We start from the raw sequence: 20,273 nt of genomic DNA, 5'->3' as shown, positions 1-20,273 counted from the left end.
ATCGTTACATTAACAGTATTGCTGGTGCGGTAATTCCAGTCTTTACCAAGCTATAAGCTGGTATAGCATCAATACACCGGTACACCACTGTCGGAAGACAGCCGGTGTACCGGTTTTTTATTTGTGCCTATTCAGTTTTTGCATGATAACTAGGGCATCAGGTGAAAAATAAAAACTTTGTTATATTTATCTTGGCTGTGCAGCAAGACATGTGGTCTTTGATATAATATGCAAGAGGGAAATAATGCAGCATAATCAAGGATTCCTGAAATTAGTAGAGCAAGTAAGGAAACGTATAAAAGAATGTACAGTAGCGGATGCGCAAGCCAGGCTAGCACAAGGAATGCAATTCCACTTCATTGATGTGCGGGAAGATCATGAGTTTTTGATAGATCACGCAGCTGGAGCTCGTCATCTTGGAAAAGGTATTATCGAGCGTGACATTGAAACAGCAATACCAGATAAAAATGCGTCGATTATACTGTATTGCGGTGGAGGTTATCGGTCAGTTTTGGTGGCCGATACGCTGCAGCTAATGGGTTACAAAAATGTATTGTCGTTGGTTGGTGGAATTAAAGCATTGCGTGATGCTGGGTTTCCATTAGAGAAAGATAAGCCAATCTAGAAAAATAGTCATTCTTGTTGCATGTTGTAGCATTTATTACTGAAGTTAATCATCAATGTTGCAATTTATAACTCACGGATTTTTTTCATCCTTGATCGGTAAGTCGGTTTGTTCTTCAGTTGGACGTGCAGAATTGTCATCTTTGATGTGACGAGTGGCAGTATAGTTTGTGTTGTGACTATTGCTGTCGGGCACCATATGTGCTCTTTCAAGTGGTAATGTTTCACCACGAAAAAATCTAGGATCCCGAAAGTTCCACCACATCATCAAAGGAATTCCTAAGAACAATGCAACAACTCCGATCAGGAATACCGCACCCATACCAGCAATTGATCCGCCTGATCCATAATTCGGATCCATCATATTCCAGGCTTGAAGAATTCCTACTGCAATTAGCACAATAGCGGCCATAGTTGGCAGCAATACTTGTGATACAGTTGTGCGCCAGTGATTAAAGGCCGTGCGATGGAAATATAACGCACAGGATAATGCTGCAACGGAGTAATAAGTGCAGATTGCAATACTGACACTATGAATCGTGTCTTTAATAATCGATTCACTAATTAGGCTAAGCGTGCTGTAGATGATCAGTGTCATTAAGCCGATAGACCAAGTCGCAAATTTTGGAGTCTGTGTTACTTCGTTAACAGAAGAAAATCTTTGTGGAATTGCCCGATAAGTCGCCATTGCTAAGGCAGCACGCGCGGCAGGCATAATCGTAGACATAGTAGCGGAGAAAGCAGAAACTCCGATGACCAATGCAGCAACCAACGCGCCCTTGGTGCCGATGATATCAGTGGCAAGGGCGGTTATGCTGGAATCGATGTTGTCCTTAGACGTCAGGCTCGATTGATGATTGGGATCTATACCGGCATAAGCCAGTGCTGTAGTGGAAAAGACAACATAAGTAATAACTGTAATGATCATTGAAATAATACCGCTTTTTCCAGCTTGTTCTGCGCTACCTTCCGTTTCTTCCGACATTGCCAAGGATGCATCAAAACCCCAGAATATAAAGAGTGCAATAAGAAAACCATCCAGAAAGGCAGTAAATGAAGTAATTGCAAATGGATTAAACCACTCTAGCGAAAATGTCTCAGCGGTACTGACAGCGGCTCCTTGCATGACGCGTAATAATAGGAATACCGCAAGCGCGATAAGAATGCTGTATTGAGCGATTGTCAGAATCATGGTGGTGCGAGAAGATTCTTTAGCGCCAAGCGCGGTGAGATAAGTTGTGCTGAAAATGAAAAGACCCGCTACTCCAATATGAAACCACTTGGGGATATCATTCAGATCAAAAATAAAAGCCGCCGCATTTACCATAATTTGAGTGGCGGCAACGCCTGCCAAAACACTTGCTAGTAAGAGCGCCCAGCCGCCAAACCAACCGAACCTCGGTCCTATGGCTTTTGTACCCCAAGTAAAAATAGTGCCGGAATCTGGAGCAGAAGTAGTTAAGTGTTTGTAAGATAAGGCAACAAAAAACATTGGAATTACCGAAAGTATGAATACAATCGGTAATTGATAGCCGCTTCCAGCTGCGCCATAACCAAGTGCTCCGGTCAAAGAATAAGCCGGGGCGGTTGCTGCTAGACCGATCGTCACCGCAGCCCATTTGGATACGGAGCCTTTTTTCAGACCTTTGGCTTTTAAATTATGCATCACTGTTTCTTCATGCATTTCATACCTCTGGGTTTTATAGGGGGTTCTGGATAGAATATTCCGAATTTGCGCCGAAAAGTAGCAAAGATCGTGAGTGAAGTCAAAGATCACTAGCTGTTTCTTAAACGCATCTTTCATTTTTTCTCATTTCTTAAAACTGGAAATCTTGCGATTAACGCCAACGCTGATCTTTGTATTGCAGGCAGGTTATCGAAGTAGAATCCATCTGGTGTTTTGTCGTCAAGTCGGTGTGAGATCTATTTTGATTGTAGAACATGAAATATCTCTCTAAACCTCGTTCTGCATCATTTACGCTGCCGTAGGCGTATGGATATAATTTTTCGTTCTTCGTGTTTGACGCTCTTCCAAAGCTGTTCGACAAACACGTTGTTACGCCGACTAACCCTTGCCATTCATGCTGATCTAGATGCTATTAATAATTCATAGCCGAGGTTTTCATTAATATTGATGGAATTAGATTTATAATGGCTATAAATATCATCTTAAGCAAAATTACAATGATTCGATTAATTATTTCCTTCACATTTTTTCTCGTTATCGGGCTTCTGAGTTATAACTATTTTTTTGGTACAGAACAAGAAAAGGGGCAAGCACAAGAAATTTTTGCTAAGGGAGCCGAGGTCGTAGGCGCTAGCGCGGATCTTCTGGAAGCTGAATATGAAAAATTCAAAGAGGGAAAATATGACAAGTCCCTGCAGAATATTAGTAATTTCTTGAGTAATGTAAAGGGAAAGGGTAGTGAGCTGGTTGTTGAAATTAATAGTTGGGAAAAAAGAAAAGATGATTGGAATCAAAAGAAAAATGACATAGAGAAATTACTCGATTCTGATTCAGATTTGAAGAATGAAGAGATTAAGAAAATAATTCAAGATCTAGAAATAGAAGGTGGCTTACTGAGAAATGAAGGCAAACTTCTTAAGGAAAAGGCGAATTGATTATTTTAGAATTATCAAGGTGACCTGATCGGCCATCATGATTCATGACATTCTATTTCCTTCTTTGATCCCTTTCAGAACTGCCATCAATAGTGCCTATCTTCTCGATGAGGCTGAACACCTCAACACTTTGCTTGCTCTCATTAGGCTTGGTGAGCGCAAGCAAGCACAAATAGAGGTCCTAGCGCGACAATTAGCAAGTAAAGTACGTCATAGAGAACAGACTCGGAATGGCATTGATGCGCTGCTCCATGAATATGATCTCAGTACCCAGGAAGGTGTGTTGCTGATGTGTTTGGCCGAGGCGCTACTGCGCATTCCCGATGCGGCTACTGCTGACCGGCTGATCCAGGATAAACTTTCTGACGCCGAATGGAGCCGCCATCTCGGTCATAGCCCATCATGGCTAGTCAATGTGTCCACTTGGGGGCTATTGTTCTCTGGCAAGGTTGTCAAGCTTGAGACGTCCTCATCATCCTTCAATCATCTTGTCAGCCGCAGCGGTGAGCCGATGATCCGTATGGCGATTAAACAGGCAATGCGTCTAATTGGTTATCAGTTCGTTATGGGAAACACTATTGATGAAGCACTCATGCGCAGTAGCGATGACGAAAACAAACGCTATCGCTATTCCTTCGACATGCTCGGTGAAGCAGCTCTCACCAGCACTGATGCGACGCGCTATTGGGACGCTTATCACCACGCTATTACCACTTTGGGTGAGCAGGTTTGCGAGGGTGAATTATTGGATCATCCCAGTATCTCGGTGAAACTTTCCGCGCTTCATCCCCGTTACGAATATACCCAGCGGCAGCGTGTGCTCGACGAACTGGCACCGCGCTTGCTGGATTTAGCACTTGCTGCCAAGGCTGCTAACATCAGCATGACTATTGATGCCGAAGAAATGGAGCGTCTTGATCTCTCGCTCGACTTGTTTGAAATCGTTTATTGCAATAACAAGCTTGATGGTTGGCATGGCTTTGGTTTGGCAGTACAAGCGTACCAGAAACGAGCCATTCCTGTTATTGACTGGCTCGCGCAATTGGCGCGCGCGTACAAGCGTCAGATTCCAGTCCGTCTCGTCAAAGGAGCCTACTGGGATACTGAGATTAAACTGGCGCAGGAGCGTGGTCTTGACGATTATCCGGTGTTTACCCGCAAAGCGGCGACCGATGTCTCATACCTTGCCTGTGCTCGCCACCTTCTTGACAGTAATGATTTGCTCTATCCTCAATTTGCCACTCATAATGCCCGTACTGTTGCCACCCTTATTGTCATGGCTGAATCTCGCTCCTTAGAGTTTCAGCGTTTGTATGGTATGGGTGAAGCGCTCTATACCACCGTACTTGATGAGCATCCGGAATTCAATTGCCGCGTCTACGCGCCCGTCGGAGACTACCAAGCGTTGCTTCCCTATCTGGTGAGGAGACTGTTGGAAAATGGCGCCAATAGTTCTTTCGTTAATCAGATCGTTAATGAGCGCATTACTATGGAAGAGATCATCGCTGATCCTGTCAGTGTGCTTGATCGCCACCATCCACATATCTCTATACCCCGTTATCTCTATGGTGAGGCACGACTCAACTCGAGCGGCATCAATCTTGCTGATCGCGAAGCACACAAGCACCTCGATCAAGCACTGCAAAAAGTATGCCGACAACCATGGTGTGCTGCACCCATCGTCGATGGTCAAGTCCTCAAAGGCAACGCGCAAACTATCCTCAACCCCGCTAATCGTGCTGAGGTGATCGGTGAAGTGTTACTCGCAGATATGAGTGCTGCCGACAAAGCACTCAGTGTTGCGCATGACGCCGCGGCTGAATGGGCTAACCGCAGGGCGAGTGAGCGTGCCGCATTTTTGGAACGGGCCGCAGAGCTATTTGAGGAGCAGCGTGCCGAATTGATGGCGCGCATTATTCGCGAGGGTGGGCGCACCATTCAGGACGCGCTCAACGAAGTGCGCGAGGCTATTGATTTCTGTCGCTACTATGCCACTCAGGCGCGCCAACATTTTGAGCACCCCATTACATTGCCTGGTATCACAGGGGAAAGAAGTCAATTGCAGCTGATGGGACGCGGCGTATTCATTTGTATCAGTCCGTGGAATTTTCCAGTGGCCATTTTTACCGGTCAAATTGCTGCTGCACTTGCCGCCGGAAATAGTGTTATCGCCAAGCCGGCGGCACTCACGCCACTATGTGCTGCGTACGTAATTAACTTGTTGCACAAAGCTGGCATTCCTCAAGAGGTGTTACATTTCATTCCGGGTAGCGGCAAAGAAATTGGCGCTAAACTGGTGTGTGATGCTCGTATCGCTGGTGTCGCCTTTACCGGTTCTATCAGTACGGCACGGCAAATCAATCAGGCGCTTGCTCAAGGCGCATGTATCCTTCCTTTCATTGCCGAAACCGGGGGTCAGAATTGCATGATCGTCGATAGTTCTGCATTACCAGAACAGGTGGTGAAAGATGTTATCATTTCTGCATTTAACAGTAGCGGACAACGTTGTTCAGCACTGCGCGTACTTTTTTTGCAGCATGAAATAGCGCCGCAAATCCTCGAAATGCTCAGCGGCGCGATGGATGAATTACGCATCGGCAATCCCATGCATCTCAATACGGATATCGGGCCCGTCATCAGTGTGTCTGCCCACGGTGATCTGCAACAACATAGCAAGCGAATGAACAACGAGGCACGCCTGATCAAAGTGATGCAGCTCCCTCAAAGCAGCGAACAGGGCAGCTACTTTGCTCCGCGCGTTTATGAGATCGAGAAACTCAGCCAGCTCTGGCATGAAGTATTCGGTCCTATCCTCCACATCATTCGATACCAGGCTAGTCGATTGAATGATGTAGTTGCTGCCATTAACAACAGTGGTTACGGCCTCACCCTCGGTATCCATAGCCGTATCGATACCACTATCGACTATATCACCCGCCATACCCGTTGCGGTAATGCCTACATCAACCGCAACATCATTGGCGCTGTCGTTGGCTCGCAACCTTTCGGAGGCGAAGGATTGTCCGGCACCGGACCAAAGGCTGGTGGCCCCCATTATCTGCAGCGCTTTGCGACTGAACGAGTCGTCACTGTCAATACGGCAGCAATAGGAGGTAATGCTGCACTAATGACACTTCACAAGAATAAACTTAACGGCGATTCCTAGGTTAAAAAAGGCGTTGCTATGTTAATTGTTTCTGAACGATTTAAAACCGGCCAGATCATTTGTTATATACCCGGACTGTTTATTTGTTCTCTACAAAAAATTTGTTGAATGGCTTGTATGAAATGCTGTTACTAGAGTATAGTTCGCACTCAGCCATTGAAGTCCAAGCAGGAGAGCGCGCTAATTACTAAGAAGCGCCGCCGAAGGCGTAACCCCCCCGGAATCGCTCAGGCATGGTCAAGCCAACTTGTTCCTTAAGAACCGCTTGTGACGGGCAATCTGGAGAGTGCCAGAATATTATTCTTTTGGCCACCGAAGGGGCACGCGGATGCTAATCTGTAAATCTCTCAGGTAAAAAGGACAGAGGGGTGCGAAGTCATCTGCAATGACTTTTATTTATTTCCGGGAGAAAAATCCGTGCTGAAAATGACACCCCTTAATCAAACCCACCGCGATATGAACGCCAAAATGGTGGATTTTGGTGGTTGGGATATGCCGTTACATTACGGCTCACAATTAGACGAGCACCATAAAGTCCGCCAGGATGCAGGAATGTTTGATGTCTCGCACATGTTGTCAGTCGATATTAAAGGCGACAATGTGCGCGGTTTTTTACGTCAACTGGTGGCAAATAATGTTGATAAATTGGCACTTCCTGGTAAGGCGTTGTATTCCTGTATGCTGACTCCGCAAGCAGGTATCATCGACGATCTGATCATCTATTTCCTGTCTGAGGCTTGGTTTCGTATCGTGGTCAACGCTGGCACAGCCGATAAAGATGTCGCCTGGATGCTCAAAAAACGTGATGAACTGGCACCTAATTTAGAGATTACGCCAAGACGCGATCTTGCCATGATTGCTGTACAAGGACCCAATGCCCGGGCTAAAGTCTGGCAAGTCATTCCAGACTCTCAATCAGCGACCGAAGAATTAAAACAATTTCAATCCGCAGTTGTCGGTCAATATTTTATCGCACGAACGGGTTATACCGGCGAAGATGGCTTTGAGATCATTCTTCCCGCTGCGGATGCGCCAGCATTCTGGAAAGCGTTGCATGCTGCCGGTGTCGCTCCTGCTGGGCTGGGTGCGCGCGATACGCTCCGTCTGGAAGCCGGTATGAATTTATACGGGCAAGATATGGATGAAACGAAGAATCCGTTGGAATCGGGTTTGGCTTGGACGGTTGATCTGAAAAGCGAGCGTGATTTCGTTGGCAAACAAACATTGTTGGATGCCGCTGTTACGCATCAATTGGTAGGATTGGTATTGGTTGATCGTGGTGTACTGCGGGGCCATCAACAAGTTGTCGGACAAAAAGATGGCGTTGAGTATTCAGGCGAGATTACCAGTGGCGGATTTTCGCCAACCATGAACCAATCGATTGCTTTGGCTCGTATCTCGGCACGAATAGGCATCGGAGATGAAGTTGAAGTCGTGGTGCGCGATAAAAAGCTGCGTGCAAAGGTGGTGAAATATCCGTTTGTGCGAAATGGCAAGGTATTGGTTTAATTAACAAGTAATTAAAAAATATTACATTACTTTATTAATCTGGAGTGAAAAAAATGAGTATTCCAACAAATTTAAAATATAGCAAATCTCATGAATGGGTGAAACCAGAAGCCGACGGCACAGTAACTGTTGGTATTTCCCATCACGCACAGGAATTACTCGGAGATATGGTGTTTATTGAATTGCCAGAAGTTGGGCGTGTGCTTAAACAAAAAGAAGAATGCGCGGTTGCGGAATCAGTCAAAGCAGCAGCAGATGTGTATTCTCCTATTTCAGGTGAAGTTACTGCAGTGAATTCTCCGTTGGTCGATGAGCCGGGAAAGATAAACGAAGATGCCTATTCTGCTTGGCTGTTTAAATTAAAACCGAGTAATACAGCCGAGCTGGATGGATTATTGGATGCAGTTGCTTATGCCGAATTGGTCGAGAGCGAAGATCACTAAGATTGTCTTAGGATCGAAATGTATTTTTGTTTGACGATTTTAATGCCTTATTTCTTACATTCCTTTAGATAAATCATGCCGTTTATTCCACATACCAAAGAAGATGTTGCCGAAATGCTTACTAGCATTGGTGCGAAAACAATTGAAGAGCTTTTTGATGAAATTCCAAAAGAATTAATCAGCGGCGAACTAACAGGTGTTCCCCCCGGGCTCAGCGAAATGGAAATAGCCCGGCTAATGATGGAGCGAGCCACTCAAGATGGGTTTTATCAAAACTTCATTGGGGCTGGCGCTTATGAGCATCATATCCCTGCGGCGGTCTGGCAAATCACCACGCGTGGAGAGTTTTATTCTTCCTATACACCATACCAAGCAGAAGCCAGCCAGGGAACTTTGCAGTTATTGTATGAATATCAATCGATGATGGCTTCACTGACCGGGATGGATGTCTCCAATGCCAGCATGTATGACGGTGCTACGGCTTTGGCTGAAGCTGCTTTGATGGCGGTGCGCTCGCATAAAACATCACGACGCATTTTGATTCCACAAACAGTACATCCCGTTTATCGTCAAGTGGTTCGTGCCATTGTCAGCAATCAAAAAATTGAAGTGGTCGAATTGCCTTACTGCACCGAATGCGGGCAAATTCTGCCTGAATCATTAGCCAATTCGAATCATGAAGATTTTGCCGCATTGGTGATTCCGCAACCCAATTTCTTTGGGGTGTTGGAACAAGTCGATGCATTGACCGATTGGGCGCACAGTAAAAATGCTTTTGCCATCGGCGTCGTCAATCCAACCGCACTGGCATTACTAACCCCTCCGGGGGAATGGGGCAGCAAAGGCGCCGATATCGCTGTTGGTGAAGGTCAACCACTTGGAATACCTCTGTCCAGTGGTGGACCGTACTTTGGTTTTATGGCTTGCAAGAGCGAATTGGTGCGTCAGATGCCGGGTCGTATCATTGGCCGTACCACGGACTTGGATAATAAAGAAGGGTTCGTGCTGACGCTACAGGCGCGAGAACAGCATATCCGTCGATCCAAAGCAACATCCAATATTTGTACCAATCAAGGGCTGATGGTGACCGCCGCCACTATTTTTATGTCATTAGTAGGCCCGGAAGGATTGCGTCGGGTTGCGGCACAATCACATGCCAATACACTGGAATTGGTTGAGCAATTGGTGAAAATTAAAGGCGTTGAAAGAGCATTTAGTGGACCTGTATTTCATGAAGCCGCACTAACTTTGTCTAAGCCGGTTGTGGATGTATTGAGTAAACTGAAGCAAAAAGGAATTTTGGGAGGGTACAGTTTGCAAGAACAATATCCCGAATTGGGTAATACTTTGCTGGTTTGTGCGACGGAAACCAAGACTGAATCTGACTTGCAGAATTATGCTGCTGCCATGCAGCAGGCACTTGGTTAATTAACTGCGGTTTACTCAAGCTTATTACTTATCAACTTTATCTTTAAGGAAAAATCATGGTTACTCTCAAAGGAAACCCCATTAAAATTGAAGGAACTTTTCCCAAAGTCGGTCAAAAAGCGCCATCATTTTCTTTGGTCAATCGAGACCTACAAGATGTTACATTGAACAATTACGCGGGTAAAAAGAAAGTATTGAATATTGTTCCCAGTTTGGATACGCCAGTGTGTGCGATTTCAACACGCAAGTTTAACCAGCAGGCCAGTAATATGGACAATACCGTAGTATTGATCATTGCGGCTGATCTGCCTTTTGCCATGAGCCGGTTCACTGATGCTGAAGGATTGGATAAAGTCATTACATTATCCACCATGCGTGGCGCCAATTTCATGAAGGATTACGGTGTCTTGATCGCTGATAGTCCATTTGGAGGCATTACAGCACGCGCGGTGATTGTGTTAGATGAATCGGACACCATAATTCATGCCGAACTGGTTCCGGAGATTGCAGACGAGCCGAATTATGAGGCGGCGATCGCTGCTTTGAAGCAATAAATTGAGATTGAGCCCATAGATTATGTTGATATTTGAACACTCGCGCCCAGGGCGTCTTAATTATTCTCAATCACCGGCAAAACCGGCGAGCAAGTCTGCAATTCCGCAAAACCTGCTGCGCAAATCGAAAGTACTTCTGCCGGAAGTTTCCGAGATGGATACGGTGCGTCACTTTACCCGCCTATCACAAAAGAATTTCTCAATTGATACCGAGTTTTATCCACTGGGTTCATGCACGATGAAATACAATCCGCGTGCGTGTAATTCGTTAGCCATGTTGCCGCAATTCATATCTCGGCACCCGCTGGCACCGGAAGACACTGGGCAGGGTTATCTTGCTTGCATGTATGAATTGCAGGAAATCCTGAAAGCAGTCACCGGTATGGCTGCTGTCAGCTTGACGCCGATGGCAGGTGCGCAAGGCGAGTTGATCGGCGTCATGATGATTCGCGCCTATCATGAATCGCGCGGCGATTTTGACCGCACTGAAATCATTGTGCCCGATGCGGCGCATGGCACGAATCCTGCCACGGCCGTAATGTGCGGCTTCAAAGTGGTGGAGATTGCTACCGATAAAGATGGGAATGTCGATCTGGATGCGCTGAAGGCTGCCGTTGGGCCAAAAACCGCCGGATTGATGCTGACCAACCCTTCCACATTAGGCGTGTTCGAAAAGAATGTTGCTGAAATGAGTCGCGTAGTGCATCAGGCCGGTGGATTGTTGTATTACGATGGTGCCAATCTGAATGCAGTATTGGGTAAGGTGAAACCGGGCGATATGGGTTTTGATGTGATTCATATCAACCTGCACAAAACCTTTTCTACCCCGCATGGCGGTGGTGGTCCGGGTTCTGCACCGGTAGGCGTGGCTGAGCGCTTATTGCCTTTTATCCCAATTCCGATTGTTGCGAAGGAAGGCGATACCTATCGTTGGATCACTGAAAAAGACAAACCGCAATCCATTGGACGGTTATCCGCGCACATGGGTAATGCCGGGGTATTGTTGCGCGCCTATATTTATGTTCGTTTACTGGGATTGGATGGTATGCATCGCATTTCCGAGTTTGCCACACTGAACGCTAACTATTTGATGGCCGAATTGCGCAAAGTGGGATTTGAAATTGCTTACCCTAATCGCCGTGCCAGTCATGAATTTATTGTCACGCTGAAAGATATCAAGGATAAAACCGGCGTAACTGCGATGAATCTGGCCAAACGACTACTTGATAAAGGCTATCATGCACCGACAACCTATTTTCCGCTGCTGGTACCCGAATGCTTATTGATTGAACCAGCCGAAACGGAATCCAAGGAAACGCTGGATGCTTTTGTCTCATCAATGAAAGAAATTCTGCAAGAAATCGAGACACAACCAGATATGGTGAAAGGCGCACCGCATACCATGCCAGTGCGTAAGTTGGATGATGTTAAGGCTGCGCGTGAGCCCGATTTGGCCTGGAAACCGGATGCCTGATTCAATAATTAAACACCATTAATCGAAGTGGAATCCGAATAATGCGTACATTGATATGCGGTTCAATCGCTTACGATAATATTATGGTTTTCCAGGATCAATTTAAGAATCACATTCTGCCTGAGAAAATCCACGTATTGAATGTCGCATTTTTGGTTCCTGAGATGCGCCGTGAATTCGGCGGTTGTGCCGGCAATATTGCATACAATCTAAGAATGCTGGGCGGAGAGCCTGTCATGATGGCTACTGTTGGCGATGATTATGCACCTTATGCCAAGAGATTAGAGCAATTAAGCTTGCCTCAGGAGCATGTGCTACATGTTGCCGATACCTATACTGCACAGGCCTTCATTACTACCGATCTGGACGATAATCAGATTACTGCATTTCATCCGGGAGCGATGAATTTCTCGCACCTCAATTCTGTGCAAGAAACGCGTGATATCCGGTTGGGCATTATCGCTCCAGACGGACGCGATGGCATGATGTTACACGCACGCGAATTTCACGAAGCCGGCATCCCTTTTATTTTTGATCCGGGTCAGGGGCTACCGATGTATAATGGAGAAGAATTGCTCGATTTCATCGACAAAGCGGACTACATCGCTGTAAATGACTATGAAGGCCAGATGTTGCAAGACCGTACGGGAATCAATCTGGAATCCTTAGCAAACAAAGCCAAAGCATTGATCATTACCCTAGGCGCGCAAGGCTCTATCATTTACGCCGACGGTAAAAAATTTGAAATTCCTAGTGTCAAGCCGAAAGCGATTGTCGATCCCACCGGTTGCGGCGATGCCTATCGCGCTGGCTTGTTATATGGCATTGTCAATAACCTAGAATGGCAAACTGCAGGACAACTTGGCTCGCTGATGGGTTCGCTAAAAATCGCTCAACGCGGTGGACAAAATCATCAGTTTTCTCGCGATGAGATTGATCAGTATTATTTTGAGAGTTTTGGTGTTCGTGTTTTCTAAATGCCAACCTGAATCTGTTGCCGTAGTTCAGAATCTTACCACTCCTAATACATAGTATTCTAAGCTTTTTAATTGTTGCGCAACAGTGCAACCAGTAACGCTAACCTTGTCATAGCAACTGCCGTCATACTTTGTTAGCGCCATGCACATCGAGTTATTTTCCCGCATACGTTGTATATCACCACTAAAATTTCCGCCCCGTTTAATAATACGTTCCGGCAATCGGCCAGAATCACGCTCGAGATTTGTGTTTCGGTAAGCTCACTGTGAACAAAATCAGTGCTGCTTACTTTGTTTCAAGCACAGAGTAACGCAGAGGCCACCAGTTGGATTGTTTTCGATTGATAGTTTCCCACCATAAACTTGTGTGATATCACGCACGATGGCCAAGCCGATACCGTGACCAGGTGTAGATTGATCGGCGCGTACGCCACGTTCGAGAATTCTAGCGATTTCATGAGATTGAATACCGGGACCATCATCTTTGACCTGAATAATCACCTGGCTTCCCTGATAACCAGCGGATAAATGAATGCTCTGACGGCACCATTTAAAAGCGTTGTCGATCAGATTTCCCAATAATTCCATTAAATCCCCCTCGTCGATACGCAAACCGGTGGATTCATTGATCTTAGTAGTGATGTGTGGGTTCTTATCACGATAGGCTTTCGTCACAGTGTTAACAATTCGGTCGACTATGGGACGTAGCAAGATCAGCTTCATGCCTGGCGAGCTGCCGGCAGTTGCGGCACGGCGCAATTGATACTGGATGGTGTTATCCATACGGTCAATTTGCTCCTGAATTGTTTTGCGACGGATCGTTTCATCTTCTTCGCCCTGAATTGCGCCCTGCAGAACGGCGAGTGGTGTTTTGAGACTGTGTGCTAAGTCGGCGAGGCCATTACGATAGCGTTTCTGTTGTTTATGTTCGTGGTTGATCAGGGAGTTAATGCTATCGGTTAATACTTGTATTTCACTGGGATAAATGCCTTTTAAGCTTTCTTTCTGCCCGGATTCTATTGCAGCAAGTTCAGTTGATACTTTGCGAAGCGGCTGTAGCCCCCAACGTAATACCAGCATTTGAGTTGCTAATAGAAAAACTGCCATGATACTCAGCCAGCCCCACAAATCTTCCCGATAGCGCTCAATCTGCGCCTCAAATAATACGGTATCAGTAATGACAATGAAAGTCAGTGGATAATCTCCGGTAGGGGTTTTCCAGGCAACACCGTAACGATAGATGAAGTGGGGTTCATCATTGAGTATGATTTGGCTAAATTCTTTTTTGCCTTTCTCTAGTAAGGCAGTAGGCGGTATGGGTTTGTTGAGCGATGAATTGGAGCGCCAGGCAATAGTATTGGTCGGATCGACGATATAAGCATAGGTGTCTGAATTGACGTGGCCGAGCTCTGCATCGAGCAAATTGGTTGGTACATCCAATTCGTTGGAATCTTCAACTTCGGCATCTCCCATGAGCATGAGCAGCTTGGCGAATAGCCGATCTTTTACACCTAAGCGCGCACTATCATAAAAAGCACGATCTAGAGTCAACGCAATTCCCACGATAAAAATCAGCAAAACCAAGGTTGCGCTGAACAGGATGCGCCGGTTTAATGACATCATGACGATTTATTGCACTCCAGGGTGAAGCGATAACCGCGGCCACGCATGGTTTCAATTGGATTCAGAGTGCCATTGGGATCAAGTTTGCGGCGTAGCCTGCCGACCATGACTTCGAGCACATTGCTGTCACGATCTTCGTCGTGTGGGTAGAGGTAGTCGGATAATGTATGCTTGGAGAGAACTTCGCCATGATGGCGAACCAATTCTTCCAGCAGGCGATATTCAAACGATGTGAGCTCAATTTCCACATCGTTGATGGCAACGGATTGAGCAGTGACATCCAACGTGATGGGGCCGCATTTTAGAATTGCCTGTGGTATGCCGGTCGCGCGACGCAGTAGCGCTTTAACTCTGGCCTGCAGTTCTTCCATTTGAAATGGTTTGGTCAGGTAGTCATCTGCACCCATTTCTAGGCCTTGCACCTTGTCCTGCCAACTGCTCCGAGCGGTCAGAATCAGAATTGGTAGTAGATTTCCACGTTCACGCAGTGCTTTGATAATTTCCAAGCCAGATTTCCCGGGCAAGCCGATATCAATAATGGCCGCATCTAGTGGGTATTCTGAAGCAAGAAATAAACCTTCATCGCCATCGCTGCAAGTATCGATCATATAACCTGCAGTTTCTAATTGCTGGCGAATCTGATTTTGTAACCTGAATTCATCTTCAATGACCAGGATGCGCATTCTTGACTCCTGAAATATCGGTTTGAGAAGAATTAAGCTTGTTTGAGACAGCGATTATCATGAGCTATTGAGTTAGTGAGTGGGTATCACCGAACCATCCTGTGCATTGATTAGAATCGTGTGGACTGTGCTTTGGGCACTGAGTATTTTAATGCGGTAAGTATGGCCGATCTGGTTGATCGCCAGCACTCGGCCTTTTAAATGTTGCTGTGCGATCGTAATAGCTTTTTGCTCGGTGATTTCACTTGCTGTGCCGTTTCCGGTGCGGTGAAAGTTTGCAGTGTTATTTTGCCAGCTCGCTATTGTCAGAGTGCTCGGGGCAATCAGCGCCATCATGATTACTAAAATTTTCCATTCTCTATTCATACTGACCATCCCATACGCTGGAGATAGAAATCAATCTGCAACAGGTACGTTGTTATAATACCTGTTGCTAGCAGTGCTTATTTAGAAGCGTATCATAAAATCCATATTTCCAGTGCCAATGCCCATTATAGTTTGAGGAGGAGGGATGTACACCGGCGCAGGATAGTAATTGTAACTATATCGTGGTTGCGGGTAGTAGGGCTGATAATAACCACGAGGCTGACTATATACATAACCATATCCACCGTAATTGTGATGATGGTGATGACCATGGTGGTGTTTGTGATAATGGCCGTGATGGCCTCTGCCGGCTTGTGCTAATGAAGGGGCCGCTAAAGTAATGACTAATACTGCACTCAGTAACAGGCTGGCCAGCTTTGTTGTTTGGGTGTCCATGATGTTTCTCCTTCAGTTATTTGTTCAAGTTTATTCCTGGTAGTGTCAATTTACACAGAGCACTGTGAATGGAAACTGAATGAGAAATGGAGCGGGCGAGAATCAGCGGAGGACGTTAATATCAGATCAGAAATTACCTAAGAGGTGCACCAGGAACAACAGTGATCTGCTCACAGTTATCAGGCGGCATATTCGGATTCTGAGCGAGAAACTCAGATCAGTAGATCAGTAAGAACTAGCTTGTTATTGATAAATGCCTTTGAGGTTTTGTTTTCTAGATTCCAAATAGGAGCCCTGGATTTTTTCCAGGGCTCAATTGAAAACAAGTTTTAAAATTTCTAATTTCGTCAAAAGAAACATTTGGTTCCTTGTTTCCTCGCTATTGCTATTACTGCAATTTAATTATTTGATCCTCTTGGGTCTGCCAAAGAATCAGCAGCAAGAGAATTTTATTGAGAGTCTCCCTCTTTGCTGTCTTTATAAAGGCTTGGTGGGTATTGCCCAGGTTTACCTTCGCCTCCGCATGCGGTTAAAGGGAGTGTGAACGCTAAGAGAACTGCTGCTAATAGTAAATATTTCATGAGAATCTCCTTTGTTATTAAAATCAAAAATTGCTTATAAACAAATTTAATGTCACGTTGAAACTTCATCAGTTACAAACCATATCTAAAATCTTAATCACGGAAGTGAACTTCCTTTCATGGAGCAAGATTTTTTAGAAGATCATTTGGTTGCTTGATTCTAAAATACTAAAATATGGCTTTATTCGAATAAGAAAAGCACTTACTCACAGTAAGGATAACACTAAAAAAACGAGTATGGAATGGAAATGCATTAGATGATTGCATCGCGATAGATATAATGAGGTGTCTATAGCCTTAATTTTTGCGTTTATTCTTAGGGTTGGAAAAATATTTGATCTTTGCCACATTGTAATTGTTAGGTATTTCAAATATTGCCTGGCGCGATTAAATGAGAATGAGCTTTTGACATCGACTGTCAAGGTTTTTTACGAATTACGGAATTTTGAGATTCAGAGGAGAAAAGGAGTTAGTTCGAAAATTTTTCTAATCCTCTTGGACGTAATGGTATGATTTTTCTTCTAAACTGATTTATTTCTGAGATTGAAAGCAGTTGTGCGTGGTGAGTGTGGATGCCTTCGATGTTGTAACCCAGGAATTAACTTGACACTTGTTTGCGTCGCAAGCAAACTCAAGCGTACGTGTGTCACAGCTGTACGGATCAATTGTTTATATGAGTAGGCGGTATATTTATGAGACTAACCGAATTGATGTCCAGGGACTTTTTCAATCAAATACTTGATAACCTGAAAGGTTCACTGCGTTTGCTGATGATTCCTTATTTGATTGTGACGGTTGCGCTTTTTTCGGTCTGGATTATCAGTAGGCAATACGACATATTGATCGATAATTTTTTCCGGGAACCTGCCGCAATACTCAAATTTAACCCGTTCCTAGGGATCATGTCCCATGTGGGGGTGTTGCTTTGGACATTCTCGGCGGCTATTTGCCTGTTTGTGGCAGTGCTTTTGATAAAAAATGGCAGCAAGAAAATCGGGTTATATTTGCTATATTCAGCGACATTGACCTTTGTTTTGCTGGTTGATGATTTCTGCTTGCTGCATGAACATATTTTTCCGCAGTACTTAAATGTGCCGGAGAAGATTTTTTATTTGGCATATATTTTGGCGATGCTGTTCTTTTTCATTATCTTTGCCAGGATTATTTTGCAGACAGATTACATCATTCTATTAATAGCTTGCGCCTTCCTGGCATTATCCATCGTGTCTGATCTGGTATTGCGGCAAACAGGTATTGCAGTTCTGGTCGAAGATGGCTTCAAGCTGTTTGGTATTGTAACGTGGTTGATTTACTTCTCTCGCACCTGCTATCAGCAAACAGTAATATTACTTAAACCTGGAGTTGGAGCTGAAAGGGATTAGTTTCTGCGCTGCATGCTAGTTATTCGGTTAGCCGATGGCCTGCCGATATGCTTTTAAGCAACGTTCCCGTGCATAAGTGTGCTCGATCATAGGTGCTGGATAGCCGGGCGTTCGCCAATCATTCACCCAAGTCTGAATATAATTAAAGTTTTTATCAAATTTCTTGAGTTGCGTTTCCGGATTGAAAATTCTGAAATAAGGTGCGGCGTCCACGCCACAACCCGCTACCCATTGCCAGTTTCCGACATTGCTCGCCATTTCGTAATCCAGCAATTTTTTCGCAAAATAGGCTTCGCCCCAGCGCCAATCAATCAATAAGTGTTTGCACAAAAAACTGGCGGTAATCATGCGTACTCGATTGTGCATAGCGCCGGTCGCATTGAGTTGACGCATTCCAGCATCGACTAGAGGGTAGCCGGTTGTTCCTTTACACCAGCGCTCGAATTCAGCCTCGTTATTGCGCCACTGAATGCAGTCATAGCGTGGCTTGAAACTGCTATTTTGTGTATGGGGGAAATGCCACAGGATCTGGCTGAAGAATTCACGCCAGATCAGTTCATTGCTGAAGATGTCGTCACCGGTGTTCAGTGCTTTCTGAAATATTCGCCGAATGCTTATTGTGCCGAACCGTAAATGTGGACCTAACAACGATGTAGCGGTTAATGCGGGAAAATCCCTGTCACGCGCATAATGTTGCAGCAATTTCGTGTCCAATTGATAAGCTGGAATGGTTAGGGGAGATCGAGCAAAACCAATATCAGCCAGCGAAAGATTAGGCAAGCATAGATGTTTAATCGTGTTTTTCAGTTTTGCCAAGGTTGAATAATTCATCAGTGTTACCTGATTCTGAGTCTTTCTCCATTTGCGCATATAGGGGGTATACACGATGTAGGGGCTGCCCGAGTCCTTGACGATCTCTTTTTTTTCAAATAACACATGATCTTTATAGGTATAAAAGCCTACCGATCGTGCTCGTAACCATTGATGTACGGCTTCATCCCGTTTGCACGCAAGAGGCTCGTAGTCATGGTTGGCGTAAACTGCAGCAATAGGTTGTGAACGCAGAATTTGCTCGAAAACTTCTAATGGATTGCCGTAATAGAGGGCGATTGAACTCGCATATTTTTTCTCCAGCTGCGCGCGCAGGGCTTGCAAGGTATCGTAGATGAAAGTGACGCGTGAATCGTTCTCGGACAATCCTGTCAGAATTGATGGATCAAATATAAAAACCGGTAAAACCGGTTGTCCGGATGCCAGAGCATGCGACAACCCGGCATTATCGTCCAAACGTAGATCACGCCGGAACCAGAACACAGCAACGGGCGTTCTCATCAAAAGATTTATTTAGCGTGAAGAATTAGCTTTCGGCAAATAAATCGGCCAGTGCCGCCGATAAATTATCAAATTTGAATTTGAAATCATATTCTTCCAATAACCTTTTGGGGGTGACGTGATAACTGTTTAAAGCCAATGCAGCTGCTTCGCCCAATGCTAGTTTTAGGATAAATGCCGGGGTAGGGAAGAAAGAAGGGCGATGCAGTGCTTCACCCAATTTAGTTGAAAATTCGCGATAGCGTACCGGATTGGGGGATACGGCATTGATTGCACCCTGATAACGAGTATCAAGTGCCGCTTCGTGATAAATCGAAATAATGTCGTCAATATGTATCCACGGCAGCCATTGTTTGCCATTGCCGACAGGCCCGCCTAATCCTGATTTGAAAATCGGCAATAGTTTTTGCAGCATGCCGCCATTACCCAGCACTACTCCAGTGCGGATACTGACGCGACGTACGCTTCCATGCTCAATCCGAGCTGCTTCCGATTCCCAATCATGGCAAATGGTTTGCATAAAACTGAGTTGCTCAGGCACTGCATAGGACTCGTCATACAAATCATCGCCTATGCCTGGATAAATACCGATTGCCGAACCGCAAATGAAAGCTTGTAAACGATCTGGCGTAGCAGCTACGAGCTTTCGCGTGCTGAGTATGCGTGAAGCATAAATCTCGTGCTTGCGCGCCTCGGTCCAGCGGCCATCTCCTAGATTCTCACCCATCAGATTGATGATGATCTGACAATCTTGCAATGCTTCAGCAGGCACGTCTTGTGTGACATAGTCCCAGTCAAATGCAGGTACACCGAGCATCTGGCTTGCGTGTTTGCCGTTGCGACTCAGTACTGTGATCGTGTGGTGATCCCGCTGCAATCGTCGCACCAGGTGACGACCGATAAATCCCGTTGCGCCCGTTATAAGTATATTCATTTTGGTATGCTTATGGACAGATATGAAGATAAATGCAGGATACACCCATTACTGATTTTTTGCAGTCGAGCCTTGTGGCGCTACCGGCACAATCAATACCTTATTCGTATGAAATTATCATTAATTTATCGTGAGATATGGAGTTTGGGTAATTGATTTTTGTTGTCTGATAAATTCAA

General features: G+C 45.3%; 17 protein-coding genes and 1 riboswitch. Of the genes, 10 read left to right on the top strand and 7 right to left on the bottom strand.

Going from position 1 to position 20,273, the window contains the following annotated elements; all coding sequences use genetic code 11:
• Positions 1–244: 244 nt before the first annotated feature.
• Positions 245–625, top strand: coding sequence for a rhodanese-like domain-containing protein (locus tag Q0C11_RS06630; protein WP_293006778.1), 381 nt, complete (start codon positions 245–247; stop codon positions 623–625).
• Between the two features lie 72 nt (positions 626–697).
• On the opposite strand, the gene Q0C11_RS06625 is transcribed toward Q0C11_RS06630, so the two are convergent.
• Positions 698–2,428, bottom strand: a complete 1,731-nt coding sequence (locus tag Q0C11_RS06625; protein WP_293006777.1) for an APC family permease — start codon at positions 2,426–2,428, stop codon at positions 698–700.
• 347 nt (positions 2,429–2,775) lie between these two features.
• Between Q0C11_RS06625 and Q0C11_RS06620 the strand changes: the two genes are divergently transcribed.
• From Q0C11_RS06620 to Q0C11_RS06585, 8 genes are all read left to right on the top strand, one after another.
• Positions 2,776–3,246 carry a hypothetical protein gene (locus Q0C11_RS06620; protein ID WP_293006776.1) on the top strand — a complete coding sequence of 157 codons (471 nt, stop codon included), beginning with the start codon at positions 2,776–2,778 and terminating at the stop codon, positions 3,244–3,246.
• A gap of 37 nt (positions 3,247–3,283) precedes the next feature.
• Positions 3,284–6,412 carry a bifunctional proline dehydrogenase/L-glutamate gamma-semialdehyde dehydrogenase PutA gene (gene putA, locus Q0C11_RS06615; protein ID WP_293006775.1) on the top strand — a complete coding sequence of 1,043 codons (3,129 nt, stop codon included), beginning with the start codon at positions 3,284–3,286 and terminating at the stop codon, positions 6,410–6,412.
• Between the two features lie 269 nt (positions 6,413–6,681).
• A riboswitch (glycine riboswitch) is annotated at positions 6,682–6,786 on the top strand.
• 43 nt (positions 6,787–6,829) lie between these two features.
• Complete coding sequence (gene gcvT, locus Q0C11_RS06610; protein WP_293006774.1) at positions 6,830–7,921, top strand: glycine cleavage system aminomethyltransferase GcvT; 1,092 nt, start codon at positions 6,830–6,832, stop codon at positions 7,919–7,921.
• Positions 7,922–7,974: 53 nt separating this feature from the next.
• The gene (gene gcvH, locus Q0C11_RS06605; RefSeq protein WP_293006773.1) at positions 7,975–8,364 is read left to right on the top strand and encodes a glycine cleavage system protein GcvH; all 390 of its coding nucleotides are present in this window, start codon (positions 7,975–7,977) and stop codon (positions 8,362–8,364) included.
• A gap of 75 nt (positions 8,365–8,439) precedes the next feature.
• A complete protein-coding gene (gene gcvPA / locus Q0C11_RS06600) occupies positions 8,440–9,792 on the top strand; it encodes an aminomethyl-transferring glycine dehydrogenase subunit GcvPA (protein WP_293006772.1) in 1,353 nt (450 codons plus the stop codon).
• 56 nt (positions 9,793–9,848) lie between these two features.
• Positions 9,849–10,346, top strand: coding sequence for a thiol peroxidase (tpx, locus tag Q0C11_RS06595; protein WP_293006771.1), 498 nt, complete (start codon positions 9,849–9,851; stop codon positions 10,344–10,346).
• Positions 10,347–10,368: 22 nt separating this feature from the next.
• Positions 10,369–11,820, top strand: coding sequence for an aminomethyl-transferring glycine dehydrogenase subunit GcvPB (gene gcvPB / locus Q0C11_RS06590; protein ID WP_293006770.1), 1,452 nt, complete (start codon positions 10,369–10,371; stop codon positions 11,818–11,820).
• Between the two features lie 41 nt (positions 11,821–11,861).
• Complete coding sequence (locus Q0C11_RS06585) at positions 11,862–12,797, top strand: carbohydrate kinase family protein (RefSeq protein ID WP_293006769.1); 936 nt, start codon at positions 11,862–11,864, stop codon at positions 12,795–12,797.
• 276 nt (positions 12,798–13,073) lie between these two features.
• On the opposite strand, the gene Q0C11_RS06580 is transcribed toward Q0C11_RS06585, so the two are convergent.
• The 4 genes from Q0C11_RS06580 to Q0C11_RS06565 form a co-directional block, all read right to left on the bottom strand.
• Positions 13,074–14,420 carry an ATP-binding protein gene (locus tag Q0C11_RS06580; protein WP_293006768.1) on the bottom strand — a complete coding sequence of 449 codons (1,347 nt, stop codon included), beginning with the start codon at positions 14,418–14,420 and terminating at the stop codon, positions 13,074–13,076.
• The gene (locus Q0C11_RS06575) at positions 14,417–15,103 is read right to left on the bottom strand and encodes a response regulator transcription factor (protein WP_293006767.1); all 687 of its coding nucleotides are present in this window, start codon (positions 15,101–15,103) and stop codon (positions 14,417–14,419) included. Before Q0C11_RS06575 ends, Q0C11_RS06580 begins: the two co-directional genes overlap by 4 nt.
• 72 nt (positions 15,104–15,175) lie before the next feature.
• Positions 15,176–15,469, bottom strand: coding sequence for a peptidase (locus Q0C11_RS06570; protein WP_293006766.1), 294 nt, complete (start codon positions 15,467–15,469; stop codon positions 15,176–15,178).
• 81 nt (positions 15,470–15,550) lie between these two features.
• On the bottom strand, positions 15,551–15,865 hold the full coding sequence (locus tag Q0C11_RS06565; protein ID WP_293006765.1) for a hypothetical protein: 315 nt from the start codon (positions 15,863–15,865) through the stop codon (positions 15,551–15,553).
• Between the two features lie 1,273 nt (positions 15,866–17,138).
• On the opposite strand from Q0C11_RS06565, the gene Q0C11_RS06560 reads away from it, so the two are divergent.
• Positions 17,139–17,828 carry a hypothetical protein gene (locus tag Q0C11_RS06560; RefSeq protein WP_293006764.1) on the top strand — a complete coding sequence of 230 codons (690 nt, stop codon included), beginning with the start codon at positions 17,139–17,141 and terminating at the stop codon, positions 17,826–17,828.
• A 27-nt stretch (positions 17,829–17,855) separates the two neighbouring features.
• Here Q0C11_RS06560 and Q0C11_RS06555 read toward each other — a convergent pair whose 3' ends face one another.
• Together Q0C11_RS06555 and Q0C11_RS06550 are read right to left on the bottom strand one after the other, a co-directional pair.
• Positions 17,856–19,160, bottom strand: a complete 1,305-nt coding sequence (locus Q0C11_RS06555; RefSeq protein ID WP_293006763.1) for a deoxyribodipyrimidine photo-lyase — start codon at positions 19,158–19,160, stop codon at positions 17,856–17,858.
• 25 nt (positions 19,161–19,185) lie between these two features.
• A complete protein-coding gene (locus tag Q0C11_RS06550) occupies positions 19,186–20,094 on the bottom strand; it encodes a TIGR01777 family oxidoreductase (RefSeq protein WP_293006762.1) in 909 nt (302 codons plus the stop codon).
• Between the last annotated feature and the right edge of the window lie 179 nt (positions 20,095–20,273).

Origin of the sequence: Nitrosomonas sp., from assembly GCF_022842015.1 — a bacterium.
Lineage (GTDB): Bacteria > Pseudomonadota > Gammaproteobacteria > Burkholderiales > Nitrosomonadaceae > Nitrosomonas.
The sequence above is the reverse complement of the archived record's forward strand: the minus strand, read 5'-3'. Positions and strand labels throughout refer to the sequence as shown.

Bases quoted from the DNA above. Each gene is read 5' to 3' on its own strand.
- Q0C11_RS06585 (WP_293006769.1), top strand. From the start codon at position 11,862: ATGCGTACATTGATATGCGGTTCAATCGCTTACGATAATATTATGGTT.
- gcvPA (WP_293006772.1), top strand. From the start codon at position 8,440: ATGCCGTTTATTCCACATACCAAAGAAGATGTTGCCGAAATGCTTACT.
- Q0C11_RS06550 (WP_293006762.1), bottom strand. From the start codon at position 20,094: ATGAATATACTTATAACGGGCGCAACGGGATTTATCGGTCGTCACCTG.
- gcvPB (WP_293006770.1), top strand. From the start codon at position 10,369: ATGTTGATATTTGAACACTCGCGCCCAGGGCGTCTTAATTATTCTCAA.
- tpx (WP_293006771.1), top strand. From the start codon at position 9,849: ATGGTTACTCTCAAAGGAAACCCCATTAAAATTGAAGGAACTTTTCCC.
- Q0C11_RS06565 (WP_293006765.1), bottom strand. From the start codon at position 15,865: ATGGACACCCAAACAACAAAGCTGGCCAGCCTGTTACTGAGTGCAGTA.
- Q0C11_RS06625 (WP_293006777.1), bottom strand. From the start codon at position 2,428: ATGAAAGATGCGTTTAAGAAACAGCTAGTGATCTTTGACTTCACTCAC.
- Q0C11_RS06630 (WP_293006778.1), top strand. From the start codon at position 245: ATGCAGCATAATCAAGGATTCCTGAAATTAGTAGAGCAAGTAAGGAAA.
- Q0C11_RS06555 (WP_293006763.1), bottom strand. From the start codon at position 19,160: ATGAGAACGCCCGTTGCTGTGTTCTGGTTCCGGCGTGATCTACGTTTG.
- Q0C11_RS06560 (WP_293006764.1), top strand. From the start codon at position 17,139: ATGAGACTAACCGAATTGATGTCCAGGGACTTTTTCAATCAAATACTT.
- gcvH (WP_293006773.1), top strand. From the start codon at position 7,975: ATGAGTATTCCAACAAATTTAAAATATAGCAAATCTCATGAATGGGTG.
- Q0C11_RS06580 (WP_293006768.1), bottom strand. From the start codon at position 14,420: ATGATGTCATTAAACCGGCGCATCCTGTTCAGCGCAACCTTGGTTTTG.
- putA (WP_293006775.1), top strand. From the start codon at position 3,284: ATGATTCATGACATTCTATTTCCTTCTTTGATCCCTTTCAGAACTGCC.
- Q0C11_RS06570 (WP_293006766.1), bottom strand. From the start codon at position 15,469: ATGAATAGAGAATGGAAAATTTTAGTAATCATGATGGCGCTGATTGCC.
- Q0C11_RS06575 (WP_293006767.1), bottom strand. From the start codon at position 15,103: ATGCGCATCCTGGTCATTGAAGATGAATTCAGGTTACAAAATCAGATT.
- Q0C11_RS06620 (WP_293006776.1), top strand. From the start codon at position 2,776: ATGGCTATAAATATCATCTTAAGCAAAATTACAATGATTCGATTAATT.